We start from the raw sequence: 23,431 nt of genomic DNA on the forward strand, positions 1-23,431 counted from the left end.
TATTACAAAATAAAATATCTGTCGTATTCTATTGATAAATGACAAGTCGCCCTCGGTAACAGGACAGCGCATTGCGGTCTGTAGAATGGGGCAGGAACGGGACTATGGGGCATATGGGCGGTATGCCAATACTTGACGAACTGGCTGACACGTTGCAGATGAAACCGGACAGTCTCAGGGCGCATCTGGGTATCAGCGAAGATGATGCGAGCCTGCAGGCACTCGGGCGACTGCAGAAATTGCTTGTGGAGGTCAGTTCTCCCTTGCTGGGCCGAATCGTGCGCCAGGGGATCCTGGGGCTGGATCCCACCGCAGGTGCGGAGGCCTATGGCTATGACGAATCCATGCGGCTGGCGTCGCTGGTCTATCGCAATAGCAAGGAAGGCATGCTGGTGACCGATGCCCGCGGTGTCATCATCGACGTGAACCCTGCCTTTGAGGCATTGCGCGGCTACAGTGCGGCCGAAGCGGTCGGGCAGCATGTGCGTACCCTGAACTCATCGCGCCATAGTGCCGAGTTCTACCGTGCAGTCTGGGGCCGGGTGTTGCGCGGTGGCAGTTGGCAAGGCGAGCACTGGGGGCAGCACAGCGACGGCAGCGTCTTTCCCGAATGGCTCAGCATCAATACGATCTACGATGATGAAGGTGTTGCACATCGTCGCGTCATCATTTTCTCGAATATTTCCCAGATCAAGCAGGCCGAGGCCATTATCTGGAGGCAGGCCAATTTCGATCTCCTGACCGGGTTGCCCAATCGCCAACTGTTCATGGACCGCCTGGAGCGCAGCATTACGCGAGCGCATCGCAACCAGCGCAAGCTGGCGATTCTGTTCCTGGACCTGGATCGATTCAAGGAAATCAACGATACCTTGGGCCACGCCATGGGGGACATCCTGCTCAAGGAAGTGGGCAAACGGCTGCAGGGCTGTGTGCGCAGTACCGATACGGTGGCTCGACTGGGTGGCGATGAGTTCACGGTGATTCTGGATGATCTGCATCATTTCGGCGATGTCGGGCGGGTCACGGAGGAAATCCTTCGCAAAATGGCCGAACCGTTCGCGCTCGATTCCGATACGGTCTTTATCTCGACCAGTATCGGTGTGACCTACTACCCTGACGACGGCGAGCTGATCGACGATCTGCTCAACTATGCCGACCAGGCCATGTATGTTGCCAAGAACCAGGGGCGCAACCGCTATGCCCGGTTCGATCCCTGCATGCAGGAAGCGACCCAGACCCGGATGCGGTTGCTCAACGATATGCATCTGGCGCTGCCTGCCGGTGAATTTTCGCTGGTCTATCAGCCTATCGTGGATTTGCGTTCTGCTCGCATCGTCAAGGCCGAAGCGCTGCTGCGCTGGCAGCATCCGACCCGGGGACTGATCCTGCCGGGGGATTTCATCCCGCTGGCCGAGGAAAGCGGCATGATCCTCGAAATCGGTGAGTGGGTCTTTCGCCAGGCCGCGCAGCAGATCCAGCGCTGGCGCGAGCGCTACGATCCGGCGCTGCAGGTCAGCATCAATGCTTCGCCGATGCAGTTCCGGGCCGATGGCATCGACCTGCAGGACTGGCTCGATTGCCTGGCGGCAGCGGGCACTACCTCGGATGGCATCACGCTTGAAATTACGGAAGGTGTCCTGCTGGATCAGGGCGAGGACGTACTGGCCCGGCTGGAGGCCTTTCGTTCCGCCGGCATGCGGATTGCACTTGATGATTTTGGCGTTGGCTATTCCTCGCTGTCATACCTGCGCAAGTTCGATATCGATTATCTCAAGATCGACCGTTCGTTCGTCTCCAGCCTGACCGAGACGTCCAATGACCTGGCGGTCTGCGAGGCCATCATCATGATGGCCCACAAACTGGGCCTGGAAGTGATTGCCGAAGGCATAGAGACAGCGCAGCAGCGCGCCTTGCTGGCGGATATCGCTTGCGATCTGGGGCAGGGCTATCTGTTTGCCCGACCATTGGCCGCGGAGGCGTTCGAAGACCTGTTGCGGACGGCCGGCTGAGCGATCTGGACTTGGACTATAGTACGCCCTCCGCACTTCGTGCATCCTGTCCCGAGCCGTCTTGACTGCCTCTGCCCTGACTCCTGCCGTGCCGGCGTCGTCGCGTGCGCCCCAGCTTGCCCTGATCCTGATTACCATGGTCTGGGGTGGCACGTTCCTGGTGGTGCAATACGCCCTGAGCTTCAGTACTCCGATGTTTTTCGTCGGCTGTCGCTTCGCAGCCGCTGCTCTGGCACTGGCACTGGTATCCGGTCGCGCGCTGCGCGGCATGACGGGGCGCGACCTGATCGCCGGCGCAGTCATCGGTGTGGCGATCGCGCTGGGCTATGGTGCCCAGACCATGGGGCTGCAGTACATCACCAGCAGTGAGTCGGCCTTCCTGACGGCCCTGTATGTGCCCATCGTGCCTTTGCTGCAATGGGCCGTGTGGCGGCAGGCACCGCGACTGGCGACCTGGGCGGGCATCGTGCTGGCCTTCGTTGGCCTGGTCCTGCTGACCGGCAATGGTGCCGGGGCCATCACCCTGAACCAGGGGCAGGCGCTGACGGTGTTCAGTGCGTTTGCAATTGCAGCCGAGGTCGTGCTGATCGGCCTGTTTGCCGGTCGTGTCGATACGCGGCGTGTCACGGTGGTGCAACTGGCCGTGGCGTCGCTGGTGGCCTTTGCCCTGATGCCGATGGCAGGCGAGACGTCGGTGCCGGCTTTTTCGTGGATGCTGGTTGTGCTGGCAGGGGGTCTGGGGCTGGCCAGTGCGCTGATCCAGCTGACGATGAACTGGGCACAGCGTTCGCTGGATCCCTCCCGGGCCACCATCATCTATGCTGGCGAGCCTGTCTGGGCGGGCGTGGCTGGCCGCATTGCCGGCGAGCGACTGCCCGCCATGGCGCTGCTGGGCGGTGCGCTGGTGGTGCTGGGGGTGATCGTGAGCGAGTTCAAGCTGCGGAAAGGCCGGAGCAAGCAAGGGACTGTCGGTTAGCAACTGAACGTGTGCCAGGCAGCGTGTTTTCGTTGAATCGTACAGTGATAGAATCTCATTCCCAATAATATTTTTATTATTTGATCGAGAATGCCATGTCACGCGATGCCATGAGGCAGGATGTGATACACGACCTGTATCGCGATCATCACTCCTGGCTGGTACGTCTGTTACGCCGCAAGGCTGGCTGTGCCGGCCATGCCGATGATCTGGCCCAGGATACGTTCGTCAGGATACTGGGCAAACCCGATCTTGAACGCATACGACAGGCGCGTGCCTATCTGGCGACCATCGCGCATGGCGTCGTCGTGGATCACATCCGGCGCAGCGAACTGGAGCGGGCCTGGGCCGAGACTTTGGCGGCCCTGCCGCGCGATACGGTGCCTTCCGTGGAAGACCAGGCGATTGTGCTGGAAACCCTGGCGCAGATTGCTGTCTTGCTGGACGGACTGCATGTCCGCGCACGGCGGGCCTTTCTGCTGCATCGCCTGGAAGGCTTGAGCTATGCCCAGATTGCCAGTGAGCTGGGCGTATCGGTCAGTTCGGTCGAAAAATACATGATGGCGGCATTGCGGCACTGCTGCCGCGCAGCAGGCCTGCTCGGGCGTTGATGGTGGCACAGGATATGGGCAACGACAGGCGCATGGCCCAGGCTGCGATGAAAGGATCGGGCAGGGGAAGCGGCAGTTCGCCGCAAGCCCTGGAGGAGGCGATTGCCTGGATGGTCAGGCTGCAGTCGCACGATGATGACACCACGCGCACCCGCTGCGCGCAGTGGCGCGCCGCCGATCCCGAGCATGAACAGGCCTGGTTGCAGTTGTCGGATCTGACAGACCAATGGCCGGTGTTGCCTGCGATGCCGGCAGGTATCGCGAGTGCTGCCGTGGATCTCGCCCTGGCTCGCAAGCAACGCCGGCGTGCCTTCAAGCTGCTGGGGCTGGCCGGCATTGGCATCGGGGCCTGGCTGACGGTCAGGCAGACGATAGACTGGCGTCATTGGCGGGCGGAGCATACGGCAGCAAGAGGGGAGCGGCGGCGTATCGTGCTGGAGGATGGCACGCAGTTGTTCCTCAATACCGCCACGTCGGTCGCGCTGGATTTTCGGCCCGATGCCCGTCGTATCCTGCTGCAGGAAGGGGAGATCTACCTGGAAACGGGCCCGGATGCGAAACAGCCCGGCTATCGCCCCCTGAGTGTCCGGAGCCGGTCTGGAGAGTTCGTGGCACTGGGCACACGCTTTCTGGTGCGCCAGGAGCCGGACTTCGCACTGCTGCAGGTTGACGAAGGAAGGGTTGCGCTGATCGGGCATGTACATGCCGATGGTGCTCCGCTGATTGCCAGCCCGGGGCAGCGCTATCGTGTATCGGTCGGAGATGCACAGGCCGTATCCGACGCCGAGGCCAGTGGGTTGGCACTAACAGGTTGGATAGACGGGGTCCTGGAGGTGCATGACATGCGGCTGGCGGATTTCATCGATGAGGCGGAACGCTATCGTCGTGGCTGGATCAGTTGCGATCCTGCGGTGGCCGAATGGCGGCTGTCTGGAGTCTTCAGGCTGGACGACATGGACGAAATGCTGCGCTCCCTGCAGCGAACCCTGCCGATCCGGATCGAGGTGCGCTGGGGATATTGGGTGCGCATTCATCCAAAAGGATAAAGCCTGATCTGTTGTGTTGAAAATAATTATTACAAATAAGCGTTGAGGGACTTGGATTTTCATTCGGCAAATGGGCAGGACAAACCATTGCAATCCATTGGAGTTGATGCATGCCGAATGAAAGAAAGTCCCACCCGAGGCACCGGGTGTCTGGCCTGTCCCTCGCGATACAGGCAGCGCTGGCCGGACTGCTGGCGATGGGCAGTACGCTGGTTCACGAGAATGCGCATGCCCAGGCCGGTATGGCCGGGCCGCCTGTGGCAAGTGATGGGCAGGCGGTCCGCAGCGGTCCGCAGCACTACGACCTGCCTGCCGGGGCGCTGGCGGATGCGCTGGCCCGGTTCGCCCGGGCGGCAGGCATTACGCTGTCGTTCGATCCGGCGCTCGTGGCAGGGCAGCATGCGCCGGCTTTGAATGGGACTTACGGCACGGACCAGGCGCTGGCCGAATTGATGCGCGACAGCCCGGTCGAGGCGGTCAGAACCGGTGCCCGGGGCTATTCCCTGCGCAGTCGGCCGATGCCGACCCAGCGACTGGAGACGGTTACGGTACGAGGGGCCACCGACAGCACGACCGAAGGCAGTGGCAGCTATACGGCCTCCGGCCCGACGACCGCCGCCACCGGCCTGGACCTGACGCTGCGTCAGACCCCGCAATCGGTGACGATCATGACGCGTCAGCGCATGGATGACTTCAAGCTGGAAAACCTCACGGACGTCATGACGCAAACGCCAGGTGTCAGCGTGACACGGATGGGCAGCTATATCGAGTATGGTGCCCGAGGTTCTGCCGTGAACCTGCAAACGGAAGGCAGCCGTCAGAACTCATCCGGATATACCTATTTCGGCGGCACCAACTATACGCAGGACGATCTGGCCGATATAGACCGTGTCGAGGTCCTGAAAGGCTCGGCGGGGCTGTTGACCGGGTATGGCAATCCCGGGGCAACGGTCAACATGATACGCAAGCGCCCCACGCATGATTTCCAGGCATCGGGCAGTGTGAGCGCAGGCCAGTGGGACAACTATCGTGCCAGCGTGGATGTCAGCGGTCCCTTGAACCAGGCAGCCACCTTGCGCGGCCGTGCCGTGGCGCTGGCCTCGCGCGCCCATGGTTTCATGGATGGCGAAAAGACCGATGGCCATTTGCTGTTCGGCACGCTGGAGGCCGACCTGGGCGAGAGTACGACGCTGGCGGCAGGTGTGACTTACCGCAAGCGGAAGGTCAGTGGTCTGGCCATGTATGAATCCATTACCCTGTACGACTCGGCAGGCAATTTCCAGGGCTGGAAGCCACGCTCATTCAATCCTGGGGCACGCTGGGCAGGCTATGACCAGACTTCGATCAATGTGTTTTCCCGGCTGGAACATCGCTTCGCCAATGGCTGGAGTGCCAAATTGCAGGCATCCCATGAAAACATAGAAATGCCGGAACTGCGCCTGGGGGGATATCAGGACAGCTATGCGAATGCCACCCGATACCTGGATACGCTCAATGACAATACCAGCCTGATGTTCGATCTCAAGGGGCCGGTCGAGTTTCTGGGGCGTACGCATGAACTGCTGGTCGGTGCCGGCACATCGGAAATGCACTCCAGCTTCGGCTCCAACAAGTTCGGCGACAGCGATCATCGCAAGAAGCAACACTATGCCTATGGTGCCGGTCGTTTTTCCTTGCTGGACCCCTTGAATCTCATCCTGGGGATGCGTGTCACCGACTATGAGAGTACGGACAAAACCTTGTATGTCGAGGGGGGGAGTCAGACATTGAAAGATACCGGTGTGCTGACTCCCTACGCCGGTCTGGTGTTCGATGCCAGTGAGGATATTTCGCTGTACGCCAGCTATGCGCGTATCTTCGAATCGCAAAGTGCCCAGGATGCCTCGGGCAACACGCTGGACCCCCGCGAGGGTGTGACCTACGAGATCGGAGCCAAGGGCGAGTTCTTTGACAAGCGCCTGAATGCCAGCACCAGCCAGTTCTGGATGCGAACCGATAACGAAGCCGAGTCGACGGGACAGAAGACGCCCGGAGGGGCCAACGCCTATCGTGCTGTCAGTGGCGTCATGCGGCGTGGCTACGAACTGGAACTGTCAGGCGAGGTGTGGCCGGGTTGGCAGCTGCAGGGCAGCTACGTCATGAACAGCAGCACGCTTTCCACTGCCAGCAGTTCTCCAAAGCGACAGTTGAAGCTGGGCACCTCGTATCGTTTCGCGGGTGGATCGCTAGACGACCTGACCGTGGGCGCGGCAGCGCGCTGGCAGAGTGCGCGCGAGGCACATGCTGGCAACATCGGGATCGAACAGTCCCCATATTGGGTCATGGACCTGATGGCGCGCTATCAGGTCAATCGGCAGTTGAGCCTGAGCGCCAATGTCAACAACGTGTTCGACAAAAAATATCTGGCCGGTATGAGCGCGTCCAGTTGGGAGGGCGTGGTCTATACCTGGGGCGCACCCAGGAGCGTGATGCTCAGCGCCCGCTATCAATTCTGACGAGAGACAAAGGAATATCATGCAAGCCTCTTTTTTCTTCACATGTCGTGCGTTGCGCATGGCCTGGGTATCCCTGGCAGTGCTGGTTTGCCTGTCACCGGCAGCAGGTGCTGCCGGGGCAAGTGAACCGGCACGCAGCATCGCGGTGACAGGCGTCGGGGCCGTCGCAGAGCCTGTCCTGGCGCAGGCGCTGGCACCGAATATCTACGAGGTGGTCTACAGTCGGGCGCTGGATGCCATATTCGTTGCCAGTGCAGGGACCTTCGGTGATGGCAAAGGCGGTGTGGTCTATCAACTGGATGGCGATACGCTGGCGATACAGCGCACGATCGAATTGCCGCTCAAGCCATTCGCGCTGAGTCTGGATGAACGTGCCGGTGTGCTGTATGTGGGGCATTCCCTGGAAAGCACCGTGCTCGCGCTGGATCTTGCGACCGGGCAAGTGCGGGGCCAGGTTCAGTTGATCAGGCTGAATGCGGAGGGCGAGCCCATCCATACCCGGCAATTGCTGGCCGATAGTGGTACCGGCACGCTTTTCGTGGGTGGCGTGGATCGGACAGGCATCATCTGGCAACTGGATGGCGAGACGCTGGCGGTACGCAAGGTGCGGCAGGCCCCCGATGGCAAAAGCATCGGCCTGGCCCTGGACAGCAGGCGCGGGCGGCTTTACAGCAGTGGAACCGCCGCTGTGGAGGTCATGGATGCCAACCGGTTGCAGCGCGAGGCCTATTTCCGGGTGGGCAAGCGACATCAAGACGATGAACGTCAGCGGTACTTTGTCAATGTGGCTGTCGACGAGGCATCGGGGCGTGTATTTGCCAATGAGTCATCCAATAGCGAAGGGATCTTTGTTTTCGAAGGAGAAACCGGCAAGTTGCTGGATATCGTGCCAACGGGCGAGGGGCCTGTGGGCATCCGTTTGAATCCCGTGCGCAACGAAATCTACGTGGCGAACCGGGGGGCAGGCACGCTGAGTATCGTGGATGCCTCGACCTACCGGATCAAGCACAGTCTGCCCCTGCCGGTGCATCCGAATAGCCTGGCCATAGGCGCAGACGGCCAGGTGCTGTATGTCACTGTCAAGCAGCCTTTTGCCGCGCTGGGCACGACCGCGCCTGTCGAACAGGTCGTGCGGATCGATCTGGACGGCCTGTGAAGGAATGCTGCTGGTGATTTCAGCCCACCGGATTGAGCCGTGTATCGATGGCCAGCCGTTCCTGGTGGAGCAGGCGGTACTGGTCCCGTGCGCGATCCGGGTCAAAAATCAGGTTCCAGCTCTGGCGGCTGGCGGCACTGGGCAGGGCGACAAAGACATGCCGTGCCAGCAGCTCGGCACCATGGGCCTGCTGGCCGGCGCTCGGGATGCCCGGCAGCAGCCAGGTTGGGTTGGGCACGTCTTCCGGCAGGACGAGGTGGACCTGTGACGGATCCAGAATCTCCATGACGGTGGACACATGCGGGATCAGGTCCATGGCCCGGAATCCCTTGTGCACGGCCACTTCGATGATGGCGGTGGCGGCATCGAGCGAGCAGTAGACCGCCTTGGCACCCTTGGGGTTCCAGCGCCCGCCGACGCTATAGGCACCTGCGCCGGAATCCCATTGGCCGGCACGCCCGGCATGATCGATGCGCCAGGCACGCAACGGCGTGGTCAGGAGCGGCGGGAATGGGGTCATGCGTAGACGCCCTGTTCCATCTGTTCGAGCAGCGTCCTGACCAGGGCTGCGCCCTGGGGCGTGGACATCAGTTCAATGGGACGGTGCGAGTCCAGACCGATAGCCGGATGTGAAAGCCATTGTTCGGCATCTTCACGCGTTCCCAGTACGGTTTCGGCCTTGGCCAGGATATCCGCAAGGCTCCAGAGACGGGCGCTGCGATCCGGATCGAGGGGCTTTTGCAGTTCGGCCTTGTCCGCCTTGATGCGCTGCCAGGTACGGGCAGACAGGTTCAGCACTTTTATGCTTTCATCCAGTCGGATCTTGTTCAGCCCCGACACCAGGCGGATGGCCGTGGCGCGGGGAAATCCCGCGACGATGCGCTCGTGCAGTTCGATGGGCGTGCGGATGTGCAGGGCGTGAACGCCCAGCGCATTGACCACCGAGGCAAATGGCTCGTCAGCGGGTACGGTTGCGGTTTTGGCCACGGCGCACTCCTTCTGTCATATGGCTTTATTGTAGTGCCATATGGCGACAAAAGGGTAGGAGGCATGTGCCTGGCCGGGCGTATCAATGCAGGCTTGTGCCGGCGTCGGCCATCAGGTGGCTGCCGGGTCGCAGGCGCGCCAGGCTGAATCGGGTAAACAGGGTGCGCCCGCCCGGCATGAGGCTGATGCCGACCATGCCGATATCGTCTTCCTTGAAATACAGGAAAGCGCCGGGATGACCGGCCGCAGACAGGAAACCATGGTGCAGCCCGGTATCGGCATAGCGCAGGACCAGCGGCACGCGGGTGACTGCATCCGGTCGCGTCATCATGTCCTTGCCGATGGTATCGATCAGGCCGGGCAGGGCGGGGAAGGCGACAGGTTGGCTGCGGCGAATGAAATCGGTTTTTTCCGCCAGTTCGAAGAAGGCATTCCAAGCCTGCGAGAAATCGGCGGCGGTGCGTACGATATCGCGCAGGTGGTTGGCGGTCTGTTGTGCATGCATGGGGATCGATCCTTGGCTGTCGTGAACGGGCCGCGCAAGCGGCGGACAGTCCATCGTAGGCAGGATCAACGGGCGGCAGAACCCATCCGGGACAAAATTGCGCGCCCTGTCTGACGGCTATCTGTCGGGTGGCAGCCAGTCCCGGAAACTGGGCAGATACATGGACGACCGTATCCACCATTGCCGGCGGATCGGGTCCCACTGGGCTCCTTTGTTCTTGGCGTCGGCCCGTTGCTCGAACGGCACATGCAGGTAAATGCGCGTATCGGCCTGTCTGGCGCGGTTTTCTTCCAACATGGCGGCTGCCTGGGCACGCGCCTGCGACAGATCCATCTGCTGCAGGTAAGGGTGGTGTGCATCGTCGCTGACGAGCACCAGTTGCGTCTGTGCGCGGGTGGCGGCAACGTACAGCAGGCGGCGCTCTTCTGCAGGTTGTGCCTGGGGGCGGGGAAAGTGCAGGCGTGACAGGCCCGGTACGATCACCACGGGCCACTCCTTGCCCTTGGCCGCAGCGATGGTGCAAAGTTGCAATGGTGCCTGCTGACGGGGACTGCCCGCATGGCTGCGCAGGCGCTGCGACTGGCGCTGGGTCGAGGCGACTGTCTCCAGGAATGCGGCTGCTGCCAGCTTGCTTTGTTCTGCATGCTCGACAAAGGCCTGGATCGAATGCTCGATGCCATCCGCCTGTTCCTGCTGCAGGTAATGACGCCGGGCATAGGCGGGCAGGTGCAGCAGTGTGCAGGCCTGGCGCAGCAGTTCGCCTGCGCTCGCCTGGTCACGCAGGGGCCGCAATTGCTCGATGGTACTGACCAGCCGGCCGCGCCACAGGGGCGGCACGGCTGCGTCAGTGGCATGCGGCGTATCGTTTTCCTGCCGGGGCTGCCCGGGTGTCGTCGGGTGAGCCTGGGAGCCTGCATGCGCAGGGGGGCGATTCAACTGGCCGCTGTAGAAGTAGCGGATCAACTGTGGATTGATAGCGATGTCGCGCGCGCTGGCCTGCCAGTCGTGCTCGGGCATGTCGACTTCGCTGAGGCGTCCGAGTGCCTGCAGGATGGGGAGTGCCTCGGCAGCCGTGGTGGCTCCGTGGAGCTGCTCGCACAGCAGGGCCAGGATGCCGCGCAGGATCAGGATTTCATCACGCTCGAAATAGCTGTCGAAGCCGCTGACCTGATAAGGGATCTCCTGGCGGATCAGTTCGTTCTCGATGTCGATGCTGAGGTCGGGGCTGCGCAGCAGGATGGCGCAACTGGCAAAACCGCTTTCACCACGCCGCTGGCGCAGCCTCTGCAGGTAGTGTGCCAGGCCGTCGGGCTGGTCCTGATAGAGTTGTGTCTGCAGCAGCACGCTGACTTCCGTGTCCTGGGTGCGCCAGGATTCGAAGGTTTTATGGGCCAGGCTGCCGGCTGCCAGTGCCAGGGTAGGACCGCAGCGAAACGAGCGCGACAGCGGCATGGCGGTGCGGCGCGCCTGGCCAAATGCGGCCAGGAAGGCAGGGCCCATGTAGTCGGGGTGAGCGCCGTGGCGGGTATGGATGACCTGGTCGGCATCGCCGGCCGCGATCAGTTGGCCACCACCGGTGTGCAGGCGCTGCAGCAACTGCAGGTGCGCTTCGTTGATATCGTGCCACTCGTCGGCGACGATCAGGTCGAAACGCGGCAGTTCGATGTAGTCGCAGCCAGCCAGTGTGGTGAGACAGTCATAGACATAGTCCTGGGCGCTCTGGAATTCGTACAGTCCGACATCGTGGCTGCGGGCGCGTTCGTATTCACGCAGAATGGAAACCAGTCCTTCCGGCAGGTCTTCCTGCCGGGCAAACTCGCTGATCGACATGTCGTCCAGATGGCGCAGGCGCAGCGTGCCCTTGAGCCAGGTCAGCGTATCGAGGATATATTCCGCATGCGTGTCGTTCAGGGTGAATTCGTAGTAGTCGCGATGGGCACCGAGCGCAGCAGCATCCTCGATGGCCTGGTAGATCCAGGGGCGCAGTGTATCGAGCGAGGTCAGCCGGCGAGTGTGTGCGCCGTCGATATAGCCGAGGCGCACCCAGGCGTCGAGCAGGCTGCGGGCGTATTCGTCGTAGGTCCGTACGGTGACATCGGCGCGGGTGTGTCCCGCCTGGGCCAGGTAGTTCAGGAAAACCTGGCGGGCCGTGTCGGAAAACACCAGTGCCAGGATACGTTCGGGCGGTGTGCCTCGGCGCAGCCGCAGGGCCGCCGCGTGGGCAAGGGTGGTGCTCTTGCCGGAACCGGCCACGGCCGAGACCAGGATGGCGGGATCCCGCGCCTGCAGGATGGCGCTCTGTTCAGGGGTCAGCGGCAGTGTGCTCATGGCAGCGGTGCATGCGTGCGCAGGTAGTCGCGCTGGAGAATGTACATGCGCAGGGCGTTGCGGTAGCTGCCACCGCTGAAAAATTCCTCGATCAGCGTGCCTTCGTGCTGGAAACCGCACTTCTCATAGGTATGGATGGCCTTTTTGTTGTCGGGATCGACGAACAGGTACACCTTGTTCAGGTTGAGCACCTGGAAGGCATAGTCAATGGCCAGGTTGGTGGCCCGGCCAGAGTAGCCGCGTCCTTGCCACTGGGGGGCAACGATGATCTGGAACTCGCCGCTGCGGTGGATGTAGTTGAGTTCGACCAGTTCGACCAGACCGATGGGTTCGCTTTGGGCGTTTTCGCAGATGAAGCGGCGTTCGCGCTGGTCGTGGATGTGGCGGTCGTACAACTGCGACAGTTCGGAGAAGGTTTCGTAGGGCTCCTCGAACCAGTAGCGCATGATCTTGGCGTCGTTGTTCAGCTTGTGGACAAACTTGAGATCGGTGCGCTCCAGCGGGCGCAGTGCAAGCTGCACGGGAGCGTGGGTGTGGGTACGTTCGGTCATGGCGTGCGTGCCTCTGCAGGCTTCAGGCGATGGGTGGGGCGGGGTGGCTGGCCGGGGGCAGGCTGGCATCATCGGCAGCGGCCTGGTCGAGGTGGGAAGTATCGCCCCAGTCCAGGATATGCCAGCGTGTGCCGTCGATCCGGATGCGGTTGATGCCGGCATTGCGAATGGAGGTGCTGCGTGGCGCATCGAACGACTCGCCGTGGGCGTATTGCCAGACGACATTCAGTACGCCGCCGTGGGTCACGGTCAGCAGGGTGCCGCCGTCATGGCGCTGTGCCAGCAGGTGCAGGCTGTCGAGTACGCGCCGGGCGAAGTCTGCCAGCGATTCACCGCCAGGCAGTGGATCGTGGAGGCGGCGCTCACGCCAGATGGCGGCTGCTTCGGGTTGTGTTTGCGCCATGGTGTCGATGGCCAGGCCTTCGAGCACGCCGAAGCTGCGCTCGCGCAGCCCGGTTTCCGTAAGCAGCGGCAAGTCCAGCACGGCGGTGAGCGGCTGGGCTGTCTGGCGGGCACGTTGCAGGTCGCTGCTGTAAAGGCCGGCAAAACGGGGACGCTCGGGAAGCTCGGCCAGTCGCCGGGCCAGTTGGTGGGCCTGGGCCTGGCCGTTGTCGTTGAGCGGGATGTCCTGCCCGCCCTGCAAACGGTGGGCGCGGTTCCAGTCGGTTTCGCCGTGGCGGATCAGCCAGATGTCGGTCATGCGGTGGTGCGGTCCAAGCAGTGATATCGGATGAGGATACACGGATTTCATGTCGCTATTTGCAAATGCCTTTTAAATTGTTCGCCTTGTGCCCTTTGCTGTCCAGAATCGGATCTTTGCACTCTGGAAACAAAGAGACATGGGCACCGAGCAGACTTTACCGATCCTCGATCTGAACGATTTCGTGCGGGGAGATGCAGGGCAGCGTGCCGCGTTTGTCAGCACGCTGCGTGAGACGGCGCATGGCGTCGGTTTTTTCTATCTGCGCGGTTTCGGGCTGGATGAGGTACAGGCCCGCGCCCTGTTTGGCGTGTCGCGGGCGTTCTTCGAGCTGCCGCAGGCCGACAAGGATGCGCTGCGGATGAGCAATTCGCCACACTTTCGCGGCTATACCCGAGAGGGCGACGAAATCACGCGGGGCGAGAAGGACTGGCGTGAACAGATCGATATCGGTGCCGAACGCGCCGTGCTGCCGCTCGGGCCGGACGACCCTGCCTGGAAGCGATTGCAGGGACCCAACCAGTGGCCGGACGGGTTGCCGGAATTCAGGCTGCGCGTACTCGATATCCAGGCGCACCTGACGCTGGCCGGTCAGCAGTTGCTGCGGGCGCTGGCATTGGCGCTGGGCCAACCGGTGGATCGCTTTGACGAGGCCTTCGCCGGGACGCCGGTGCAGCATATCAAGCTGATCCGCTACCCGGGGCAGGAGCAGGTCCGTTCTGCGCAGGGCGTTGGTGCGCACAAGGACTCGGGCTGCCTGACCTTCGTGCTGCAGGACGTGCAGCCGGGATTGCAGGTCTACTACCAGGACCGCTGGATCGATGCGCCGCCGCTGCCGGGCACGGTCGTGGTCAACCTGGGCGAGGTGCTGGAAATCCTCAGCAATGGCTATCTGAGGGCCACGCTGCATCGGGTCGTCAGCCCGCCCGCAGGTACGGACCGGCTGTCGTTGGCATTCTTCCTGAGTCCCAGGCTTGACGCCGCACTGCCTGAGTTGCCATTGCCGCCTGAACTGGCGCGGCAGGCACGGGGTGTCGAACGCGATCCGCGCAATGTGCTGGTGCCGCATACGGGCCTTAACCTGCTCAAGGGGCGGCTGCGTTCGCATGCGGATGTGGCACGGCGTTTCTATGCCGATGTGCTGGCGCGGGAAGGAATCGTTTTGCCCGAGGATGCGGGTGCCTACAACTGACTGACCATTGAAGGAGTACGACAGCATGACGACCGAGCAGCAGCAACACTGGAGGCTGGATACCATCACCGTGCATGGCGGCTACCAGCCCGATCCGACCACACGTGCCGTGGCCGTGCCCATTTACCAGACCAGTTCCTTTGCATTCGACAGTGCGCAGCATGGTGCCGACCTGTTCGACCTGAATGTGGAAGGCTATATCTATTCGCGGATCGGCAATCCGACCAACGATGTGCTCGAGAAGCGCGTGACGGCCCTCGAAGGTGGGCTGGCCGGGCTGGCACTGGCGTCCGGGCAGGCGGCTGTTACCTATTCGATCCTGACCATCGCCGAGGCGGGCGACAACATTGTTTCTGCGGCTGCCTTGTACGGCGGTACCTACAATCTGTTCGCGCATACGCTGCCGCAATACGGCATCGAGACCCGCTTCGCGGATGCCCGCAGGCCCGAGGCCTTTGCAGCGCTGATCGATGACCGTACCAAGGCGATCTTCGTGGAGTCGATCGGCAACCCGCTGGGCAATATCGTGGATATCGTGGCCGTTGCGGAAGTGGCCCATGCGCATGGCCTGCCCCTGATTGTCGACAATACGGTACCGTCTCCCTATCTGCTGCGGCCCATCGAACATGGTGCCGATATCGTCGTGCATTCGCTCACCAAGTACCTGGGCGGGCATGGCAACAGCATCGGCGGCCTGATCGTCGATTCCGGCAGGTTTCCCTGGGCCGAGCACAAGGCACGCTTTCGGCGGCTGAACGAGCCTGATGTCAGCTATCACGGCCTGGTCTATACGGAGGCTCTTGGGGCGGCGGCCTACATCGGGCGGGCGCGTGTGGTCCCCCTGCGCAATACCGGAGCGGCGTTGTCGCCCTTCAATGCCTTCCTGATCCTGCAGGGTATCGAAACCCTGGGCTTGCGCCTGGATCGCATCAATGACAATGCGCTGGCGATTGCCCAGCATCTCAAGGATCATGCCAAGGTCGAATGGGTCAGCTATGGTGGCTTGCCGGATCATCCCGACCATGCCCTGTTCCGCAGATACCTGGGTGGCAAGGCTTCGGGCATCCTGACCTTTGGCGTCAAGGGCGGCCGTGAGGCCGGAGCCCGTTTCCTGGATGGGCTGCAGTTGTTGACGCGACTGGTGAATATCGGCGATGCCAAGTCGCTGGCCACGCATCCGGCCTCGACCACGCACCGGCAGTTGTCGCCGGAAGAACTGGCGAAGGCGGGTGTCAGGGAAGAGACCGTACGCCTGTCGATCGGCATCGAGCATATCGACGACCTGCTGGCCGATCTGGATCAGGCGCTGGCAAAAGTGTAAGTAAGGAAAGGGCGTCGAGCAGCGGTTCGGTCCTGGACTGCATGGCAGGGCTCGCCGTTGCCCGGCTGCCCGCATCGCTGCTGCTTATGGGGCGGGTTGCAGGTGTCGGGTACCTGCCTGTTGCTGTGCGTTGGCCCGGATGCTTTCCAGTCGCTGGCAGATTTGCTCTGCAGCATCGACCAGGCGGGGACCGGGGCGATACAGCAGGTCGGCGTCGAGCGCCATGACTTGACCACCATACAGTGTCGTTGTCGCATCGCTGTGGCGGGATGGTATATCCCGGGAGCCATTCAGCGTGGCCAGTCCCTGAGTGCTCATCAGCACGATGTCGGGCTGTGCCCGCAGCACGGCTTCCGGGCTGACCTGTGGAGCCGCCGCCGGTGCCGTGCTGAAAATATTGATGCCGCCGCACAGTTCGACGGCCTGGCTGATAATGTGGGCACCATTGAGTGTGTAGAGCGGTTCGCTGCCGACCAGGATAAAGACACGCACGGGGGGCGCGTCCCGGTATCGACTGCGCAGTGTGTCCAGGCGTTGCTGCAATGATGTGGCATTGCGGGTCGCCGTTTCTTCGGTGCCGAACAGGCGTCCCAGTGTGACAATGGCGTTGGGCAGGCTATCCAGACCAGCGGGGTTGCTGTAGAACAGCGGTGTGCCGAGTTGCGCCAGGGGTCGTGCCAGCGATTCCGCCTGGGCGGGCAACCACGCAATCAGGAGGTCTGGCTGGAGTGCGACGATGCGTTCAGGGTCGGGATGAAGTCCGTCGCCGATCCGGGGCAATGCCTGTGCGTCGGCAGGGTAGTTGCTGCTGTCCACCGTGCCGGCCAGATGCGCGCCTGCGCCTGCGGCATAGACCAGTTCGGTGGCATGTGGACTGAGGGTGATGGCCCGCAGGGCCGGGTGGGGCAACGAGATCGTGCGGTTCTGATCGTCGATGACGTTGACTGGATGTGCTTGCGTGGTGGGATCGGCATACTGTGCCGTTGCTTCAGCGGCCAGCCCGTATAGTGCAACTGCCAGCCCGAGTGCCACACACCTTGCCGCGCCCGGGCGCGGTAAGGTGTGTGCAGATGCCCGGGCCGGCATGGCGTCAGTACTTCCAGGACAGGTTGACGAACACGTTGGAGCCATCGTTGCGATAGCCGTAGACCTGGGTGTAGTCCTTGTCGAGCACGTTGTTCCAGTAAAGCTGGACGCCGATCTGGCGCGTGAAGTCATAGGCGGCGCGCAGGTTCAGCAGGCCGTAACCGCCGAGACGGGTATTGTTGGCCGCATCGTTGTAGCGATGGGTCTGGAACTGGTAGTCGGCTCCCAGGAGCAGTTTGCCGATCCGGTGATCTACGCCGAGGTTGTAGACCTGTTTCGCACGTCGGATCAGGGTCTTGCCGGTTGCATCGTCGCGAGGACGCAAGAAGTCGGCGCTGGCGCGCAGGGTGGTGTCGTCCCAGGCGTATGTACCTGTCAGCGTGGCCCCGCGAATGGTAGCGCGATCGACATTCTCTGCTGTGCAGTCGGAGCTGGTGTTGCAGACATAGCCCTGGATGAGATCACGGATCTTGTTCTGGTAAACAGTTGCCTCCACGCTGGCCTGACCATTGGAGTAGCGGACGTGAGCTTCGATATTGCGCGATTTTTCGGGTTTCAGGTTAGGGTTGCCCTGAAAGCTGCCATATCCAGGACCATAAGACTCATATGGGTAATACAGATCAGCAAATGTTGGCATGCGAAAACCGGTGCTGGCGGCAATGCCTGCCTGCCAGTGGGTATTCAGGTCGAGATCGTAGGCCAGACTGCCAGTCGTTTGGCTGTCCAGTCCGGAGACGTTGTCGTATCGCACGCTGCCCTGCAGGTGGTGAAGGCCAAAGTCTCCACGATAGATGGCTGCCGCCGAATTGGTGTTCCGACGAAGCTCGGTATAGCTGTTTGCGGTGACCGGCCTTTCTTCCAGACGTTCAAGCACGAGACCGAGGTGTTGGCTGGGCGTTAGCTGGAAGTTGTTCTGCCAGCTGTATTGGCGCTGGATCATGCCGACTTGCGACGAACTGTTGGCCGAGCGGCTTTCGATGGTGTCCTTGGCAAAGCCGAAGCGCACTACGCTCTGCCAGATGTCCGTCAACTGGTTGGTGCTGCTCAGGCTGTAGGCCTGCTGGCGCGTCAGGCTGCGGTCGGGATGGCCGAAACCATCGTAGTCGCCATCGATATAACCGTTGTAGATGTCCAGGCCGATGCGCTGGTTTTCCCGCCAGGTATAGCCGAGTGCGCCGGCCACGCTGTGCTGTTCGTAGCCGTCGCGATCCGGATGGTGATTGCTGCTGCCGACAGTCTTGGCATCAAAACCATCGCTGCTGGCCTTACTGGCCGAGAGACGATAGTCCCAGCCATTTTGCGCGCCGGTGGCACCCATGCTGGTCTTGAAGGTATCACGGCTGCCCAGGCCGAAATTGGCCCATGCATTGAAAGACTCGCCGTCGGTGGCGCGGCGGGTAATGATGTTGATGACGCCGCCGATGGCATCCGCACCATACAGGCTGCTGGCAGCACCGCGCAGAATCTCGACGCGTTCGATGATCGCAGGGTCCAGGGCGTTCCAGGCAATGCTACCGGCGTTGCTGTCATTGATGCGCATGCCGTCGATCAGCACCAGCGTCTGCAGCGGATTGGCACCGCGCAGGTAGACACCGGTCACCGTCTGCGGCCCACCGCTCGTATAGATCTGGACTCCCGGCTGGCGTGACAGGATTTCCGCCAGGCTGCTCGATTTCGAGTTCTGCAGAGTCTCGTGATCGATCACGGTCACGTCGCCCAGAACCGTATCCAGCGGCTGCGGCGTGCGCGAGGCGGTGACGACCACGGGCGTGAGCGCGGAGACAGTACCGGCGGTGCGGGCAGCATCGGCGGACTGGGCAAGGCTGAGGGCGGGAAGGGTGGACAGCAGCGACAGCGCGCCGGCCGTCAGGCGGAAAGCATAGGTGGACATCATGGCCTCATGGTGTGCGCGACCCCGCGCACGGGTAATAAAGAAACGAGAGGAGCCAGACAGGCCGGTATCGGGCTGGCGCGTTGTACGGAAACGCGTTGACCGTTGCGGGGGCAGCACAGGCAGGCGTCATGGTGACGCTTCCTGTTTCCCGTTTATCTTTCCCATCGATCGCAGGCCGGAGTCGGTGCCGTGCGGGCCGGATCGATTGAAAGCACCTGTTTCGGCATGGGCTGAAATGTAGCATGGCTGCGGGTTTTGCTACGATATGTGGTTATTCTGGAACAGCCCCGTTCCGTCGCCATCAGGATGCCCGCGTGAGCCTTATCTTTCCGTCCCTGCCTTATCCCATCGACAGCTATACCCACGGTGCCGGGTTCGCGCGCCTGCTGACCCGGCGCATCGCCATTCTCGACGGGGCGATGGGGACCATGATCCAGCAATACAAGCTGACCGAAGCCGACTTCCGGGGTACGCGTTTCGCGGGTCACGGCAAGGATGTGAAGGGCAACAATGAACTGCTGTCGCTGACTCGCCCCGATATCATCGAGACGATCCATCGTGCCTATCTCGAGGCTGGTGCCGACGTCATCGAGACCAATACCTTCGGCGCGACTGCCATTGCGCAGGGCGACTACGAGATGCCCGAGCTGGCCTACGAAATGAATGTCGCCTCGGCGCGACTGGCAAGGGCCGCCTGTGATGCCTTCAGCACGCTGGAGCGACCGCGCTTCGTGGCCGGGGCGCTGGGGCCGCAGCCCAAGACGGCATCGCTGTCACCCGATGTCAACGATCCGGGCGCACGCAATGTGACCTTCGAGGAGTTGCGCCAGTCCTATACCGAGCAGATGAATGGCCTGCTCGATGGCGGCATCGACCTGGTGCTGATCGAAACGATCTTCGACACACTCAACGCCAAGGCAGCCATCTTTGCCGTGGAAGAAGTTTTCGAGGCGCGTGGCGTGCGCCTGCCGGTCATGATTTCGGGGACGGTGACCGACGCATCGGGACGCATCCTGTCCGGCCAGACAGTCGAGGCTTTCTGGAATTCCGTACGCCATGCCCGGCCACTGACCATCGGGCTGAATTGCGCGCTGGGGGCAGCGCTGATGCGGCCTTATGTGGCCGAGCTGTCCAAGCTGTGCGATACCTTCGTCTGCGTCTATCCCAATGCCGGGCTGCCCAACCCGATGAGCGATACCGGCTTCGACGAAACGCCGACCGATACCTCGGCGCTGCTGGACGAGTTCGCTCGTGCCGGACTGGTCAACATGGCAGGCGGTTGCTGCGGCACCACACCCGAGCATATCCGGGCCATTGCCGACAGGATTCTCGAGCTGCCGCCGCGGGTCGTGCCCGACATCCCGGTCAAGACCCGCCTGTCCGGCCTGGAGCCGCTCAATATCGATGACAGCACACTGTTCGTCAACGTGGGCGAGCGTACCAACGTGACCGGCAGCAAGATGTTCCTGCGCCTGATCCGCGAGGAGCAGTACGACGAGGCGCTGGCCGTGGCGCGCCAGCAGGTCGAGAATGGTGCCCAGGTCATCGACATCAACATGGACGAGGCCATGCTGGACTCGCAAGCCTGCATGGTGCGATTCCTCAATCTGGTGGCTTCAGAGCCGGATATCGCACGCGTGCCGGTGATGATCGACAGTTCCAAGTGGAACGTGATCGAGGCTGGTCTGCGCTGCGTGCAGGGCAAGCCCATCGTCAACTCGATTTCCATGAAAGAGGGGGTGGAACCCTTCCTGCATCATGCGCGCCTGTGCCGCCGCTATGGTGCCGCCGTCGTGGTGATGGCCTTCGATGAGCTGGGGCAGGCCGACAGTCTGCCGCGCCGCCAGGAGATCTGTGGCCGCGCCTATAAGCTGCTGGTCGAAGAGGTGGGCTTCCCGCCTGAAGACATTATTTTCGATCCCAATGTGTTTGCGGTGGCGACCGGTATCGACGAACACAACCACTATGCGGTGGACTTTATCGAAGGTGTGCGCTGGATCCGGCAGAACCTGCCGCATGCCCGCATCTCGGGTGGGATCTCGAACGTCAGCTTCTCGTTCCGCGGCAACGAGCCGATGCGCGAGGCCATCCACACGGTCTTCCTCTACTACGCCATCCGCGAGGGGCTGACGATGGGGATCGTCAATGCCGGCCAGTTGGGCGTGTACGCCGAGCTGTCGCCGCAATTGCGCGATCTGGTCGAAGATGTGGTGCTGGATCGGGCCGAGCCGCTCGGACGTAACGATCCGGCCGATACGCGTACGCCGACGGAAAGGTTGGTCGAGTTCGCCGAGACCATCAAGGGCAATGTGGCGCGCAAGGAAGAGGATCTGGCCTGGCGTGATCAGCCGGTCGAAAAGCGCCTGGCGCATGCCATGGTGCACGGCATCACCAGCCATATCGTCGAGGATACCGAGGAAATCCGGCAGCAGGTGCTGGCACGTGGTGGCCGGCCCATCGAGGTCATCGAGGGGCCGCTGATGGCGGGCATGGATATCGTCGGCGACCTGTTCGGTGCCGGCAAGATGTTCCTGCCCCAGGTGGTCAAGTCGGCGCGCGTGATGAAGCAGGCCGTGGCACACCTGATCCCCTATATAGAAGAGGAAAAGCGCCAGATCGAGGCTGCCGGGGGCGACGTGCGCGCCAAGGGCCGCATCGTGATCGCGACCGTCAAGGGCGATGTGCACGATATCGGCAAGAATATCGTGTCGGTGGTGCTCCAGTGCAATAACTTTGAAGTCATCAACATGGGCGTGATGGTGCCGTGCGCCGAAATCCTGGCCAAGGCCAAGGAAGTCGAGGCCGATATCGTCGGCCTGTCGGGCCTGATCACACCCAGTCTGGAGGAGATGGCCTATGTCGCCAGCGAGATGCAGCGGGATCCATACTTTCGCGAGCGTCGCATCCCGTTGATGATCGGCGGTGCCACCACCAGCCGCGTGCATACTGCCGTCAAGATTGCGCCGCATTACGATGGTCCGGTTATCTATGTGCCCGATGCCAGTCGTTCGGTTGGCGTCGCACAGAACCTGGTGTCCGATGATGCCGCCACTTATCTCGATAACCTTGCCGCCGAGTATGAACAGGTACGCCAGCGTCATGCGCGCCGCCAGAGTACACCGCTGATCTCCCTGGCACAGGCGCGTGCCGAACGTACCTCCATCGACTGGAACGGCTATGTGCCGCCACGGCCCAAGTTCATTGGCCGGCGCGAGTTCCGCAATTACGACCTGGCCGATATCGCCCGCTATTTCGACTGGATGCCGTTCTTCAATACCTGGAGTCTGTTCGGCAAGTTCCCGGCCATTCTGGAGGATGAGGTGGTGGGCGAGCAGGCCCGCAAGGTGTATGCCGATGGCCAGGCCATGCTCAGGAAACTGATCGAAGGGCGCTGGCTGACGGCCAGCGGCGTGGTGGCCTTCTATCCGGCCAATGCCGTCAACGATGAGGACATCGAGGTCTATCGCGACGAGACGCGCCAGGAAGTGCTGTTCACCTGGCGCAACCTGCGTCAGCAGACAGCCAAGCGCGAGGGTGTCGAGAACAAGTGCCTGGCCGATTTCATCGCGCCGCGTGACAGCGGCATCGTGGACTATATCGGCATGTTTGCCGTGACGGCGGGGCTGGGCATGGAAAAGCAGGAAGCCCGCTTCGAACGTGAGCATGATGACTATTCCGCCATCATGCTCAAGGCACTGGCCGACCGGCTGGCCGAAGGTTTTGCCGAATGCCTGCATGCACGCGTGCGGACTGATCTGTGGGGCTATTCCGTGGATGAGGCGCTGGACAATGATGCGCTGATCGCCGAGCTGTACCGTGGCATCCGTCCTGCACCCGGCTATCCATCCTGCCCGGAGCATGTGGTCAAGCGCGATATGTTCCGCGTGATGGCGTGCGAGGAGATCGGCATGCAACTGACCGACAGCTATGCCATGTATCCGGCGTCGAGCGTATCGGGTTTCTACTTCAGCCATCCACAGTCCCAGTATTTCAATGTGGGCATCGTTGGCGAAGACCAAGTGCGAGACTACGCCGCACGCAGCGGACGGGAGGAATCCGATATTCGCCGCACGCTGGTCGGGGTTGTGGAAGATGCCTGATGGAAGCGGGCGGCAAGAACGCAACGCTTTTATCGAAAGGCGTGTTGTATTTTTGCACTATTGATAAAAAGGTGTTGAGGGAGTTGCACGCCATGAAGTTTTCGTGCATAATTCTGTTTCTTCGCTGATGACGCAAACAAAACGAACGAAGCAGCAACGCCAAGTTCACCAAATTTGAGTCATAACGGAACGGGGGTATAGCTCAGCTGGGAGAGCGCTTGCATGGCATGCAAGAGGTCAGCGGTTCGATCCCGCTTACCTCCACCACCAAAGCGAAAGGTTGTACTGCAGTTCAGGTCCCCTTCGTCTAGAGGCCTAGGACATCACCCTTTCACGGTGAGTACAGGGGTTCGAATCCCCTAGGGGACGCCAGTTAAATCTGGCAATTGCCGAAAGGCATACCGCTGCGGAGCGGTAGTTCAGTTGGTTAGAATACCGGCCTGTCACGCCGGGGGTCGCGGGTTCGAGTCCCGT

The 23,431-nt window shown here is 61.8% G+C and carries 17 protein-coding genes, 2 tRNA genes and 1 riboswitch; of the genes, 11 read left to right on the forward strand and 8 right to left on the reverse strand.

Translation table 11 applies throughout. The features are described from left to right. The first annotated feature begins 122 nt into the window (after positions 1-122). The 6 genes from ABN482_RS02365 to ABN482_RS02390 all read left to right on the forward strand — a co-directional run bounded on the left by ABN482_RS02365 (position 123) and on the right by ABN482_RS02390 (position 8,293). Entirely contained in the window at positions 123-2,009 is a 1,887-nt protein-coding gene (locus ABN482_RS02365; RefSeq protein ID WP_349502487.1) for a putative bifunctional diguanylate cyclase/phosphodiesterase, read from the forward strand. Positions 2,010-2,070: 61 nt separating this feature from the next. Continuing rightward, positions 2,071-2,985: a DMT family transporter gene (locus ABN482_RS02370; protein WP_349502488.1), complete on the forward strand. Its 915-nt coding sequence runs from the start codon at positions 2,071-2,073 to the stop codon at positions 2,983-2,985. A 95-nt stretch (positions 2,986-3,080) separates the two neighbouring features. Further along, positions 3,081-3,596: a sigma-70 family RNA polymerase sigma factor gene (locus ABN482_RS02375; protein ID WP_349502489.1), complete on the forward strand. Its 516-nt coding sequence runs from the start codon at positions 3,081-3,083 to the stop codon at positions 3,594-3,596. Positions 3,597-3,610: 14 nt separating this feature from the next. Then, entirely contained in the window at positions 3,611-4,642 is a 1,032-nt protein-coding gene (locus ABN482_RS02380; protein WP_349502490.1) for a FecR family protein, read from the forward strand. A 110-nt stretch (positions 4,643-4,752) separates the two neighbouring features. Beyond that, positions 4,753-7,137, forward strand: coding sequence for a TonB-dependent siderophore receptor (locus tag ABN482_RS02385; RefSeq protein WP_349502491.1), 2,385 nt, complete (start codon positions 4,753-4,755; stop codon positions 7,135-7,137). Positions 7,138-7,156: 19 nt separating this feature from the next. Beyond that, positions 7,157-8,293, forward strand: a complete 1,137-nt coding sequence (locus ABN482_RS02390; protein ID WP_349502492.1) for a YncE family protein — start codon at positions 7,157-7,159, stop codon at positions 8,291-8,293. 19 nt (positions 8,294-8,312) lie between these two features. Here the strand turns inward: ABN482_RS02390 and ABN482_RS02395 are convergent, their stop codons facing one another. From ABN482_RS02395 to ABN482_RS02420, 6 genes are all read right to left on the reverse strand, one after another. Continuing rightward, positions 8,313-8,813, reverse strand: coding sequence for an RES family NAD+ phosphorylase (locus tag ABN482_RS02395; protein ID WP_349502493.1), 501 nt, complete (start codon positions 8,811-8,813; stop codon positions 8,313-8,315). Then, positions 8,810-9,280 (reverse strand): Xre family toxin-antitoxin system antitoxin, encoded by a 471-nt coding sequence (locus ABN482_RS02400; protein ID WP_349502494.1) that lies wholly within the window; start codon positions 9,278-9,280, stop codon positions 8,810-8,812. Before ABN482_RS02400 ends, ABN482_RS02395 begins: the two co-directional genes overlap by 4 nt. A gap of 82 nt (positions 9,281-9,362) precedes the next feature. Then, positions 9,363-9,785, reverse strand: coding sequence for a hypothetical protein (locus tag ABN482_RS02405; protein ID WP_349502495.1), 423 nt, complete (start codon positions 9,783-9,785; stop codon positions 9,363-9,365). 117 nt (positions 9,786-9,902) lie between these two features. After that, positions 9,903-12,113, reverse strand: a complete 2,211-nt coding sequence (locus ABN482_RS02410; protein WP_349502496.1) for an ATP-dependent helicase — start codon at positions 12,111-12,113, stop codon at positions 9,903-9,905. After that, the gene (gene speG, locus ABN482_RS02415; protein WP_143857825.1) at positions 12,110-12,664 is read right to left on the reverse strand and encodes a spermidine N1-acetyltransferase; all 555 of its coding nucleotides are present in this window, start codon (positions 12,662-12,664) and stop codon (positions 12,110-12,112) included. Before speG ends, ABN482_RS02410 begins: the two co-directional genes overlap by 4 nt. A 22-nt stretch (positions 12,665-12,686) precedes the next feature. Next, positions 12,687-13,364, reverse strand: a complete 678-nt coding sequence (locus ABN482_RS02420) for a histidine phosphatase family protein (protein ID WP_349502497.1) — start codon at positions 13,362-13,364, stop codon at positions 12,687-12,689. Positions 13,365-13,503: 139 nt separating this feature from the next. Here ABN482_RS02420 and ABN482_RS02425 point away from each other — a divergent pair, with 139 nt between their 5' ends. After that, positions 13,504-14,556, forward strand: coding sequence for an isopenicillin N synthase family dioxygenase (locus tag ABN482_RS02425; RefSeq protein WP_349502498.1), 1,053 nt, complete (start codon positions 13,504-13,506; stop codon positions 14,554-14,556). 25 nt (positions 14,557-14,581) lie between these two features. After that, positions 14,582-15,877, forward strand: a complete 1,296-nt coding sequence (locus ABN482_RS02430; RefSeq protein WP_349502499.1) for an O-acetylhomoserine aminocarboxypropyltransferase/cysteine synthase family protein — start codon at positions 14,582-14,584, stop codon at positions 15,875-15,877. An 84-nt stretch (positions 15,878-15,961) separates the two neighbouring features. Here ABN482_RS02430 and ABN482_RS02435 read toward each other — a convergent pair whose 3' ends face one another. Together ABN482_RS02435 and ABN482_RS02440 are read right to left on the reverse strand one after the other, a co-directional pair. Beyond that, positions 15,962-16,909 (reverse strand): cobalamin-binding protein, encoded by a 948-nt coding sequence (locus ABN482_RS02435; protein WP_349502500.1) that lies wholly within the window; start codon positions 16,907-16,909, stop codon positions 15,962-15,964. Between the two features lie 58 nt (positions 16,910-16,967). Further along, entirely contained in the window at positions 16,968-18,857 is a 1,890-nt protein-coding gene (locus ABN482_RS02440) for a TonB-dependent receptor plug domain-containing protein (protein ID WP_349502501.1), read from the reverse strand. A 42-nt stretch (positions 18,858-18,899) separates the two neighbouring features. Further along, positions 18,900-19,052: riboswitch (cobalamin riboswitch) on the reverse strand. Positions 19,053-19,180: 128 nt separating this feature from the next. Here ABN482_RS02440 and metH point away from each other — a divergent pair. The 3 genes from metH (at position 19,181) to ABN482_RS02455 (ending at position 23,329) form a co-directional block, all read left to right on the forward strand. Then, positions 19,181-22,957, forward strand: a complete 3,777-nt coding sequence (gene metH / locus ABN482_RS02445; protein ID WP_502877221.1) for a methionine synthase — start codon at positions 19,181-19,183, stop codon at positions 22,955-22,957. A 191-nt stretch (positions 22,958-23,148) separates the two neighbouring features. Continuing rightward, a tRNA-Ala gene (locus tag ABN482_RS02450) sits at positions 23,149-23,224 on the forward strand. A 29-nt stretch (positions 23,225-23,253) separates the two neighbouring features. Continuing rightward, a tRNA-Glu gene (locus tag ABN482_RS02455) sits at positions 23,254-23,329 on the forward strand. Positions 23,330-23,431: the final 102 nt, after the last annotated feature.

The sequence above is a fragment of the Corticimicrobacter sp. genome, from assembly GCF_040137905.1.
Taxonomy (GTDB): Bacteria; Pseudomonadota; Gammaproteobacteria; order Burkholderiales; family Burkholderiaceae_B; genus Corticimicrobacter.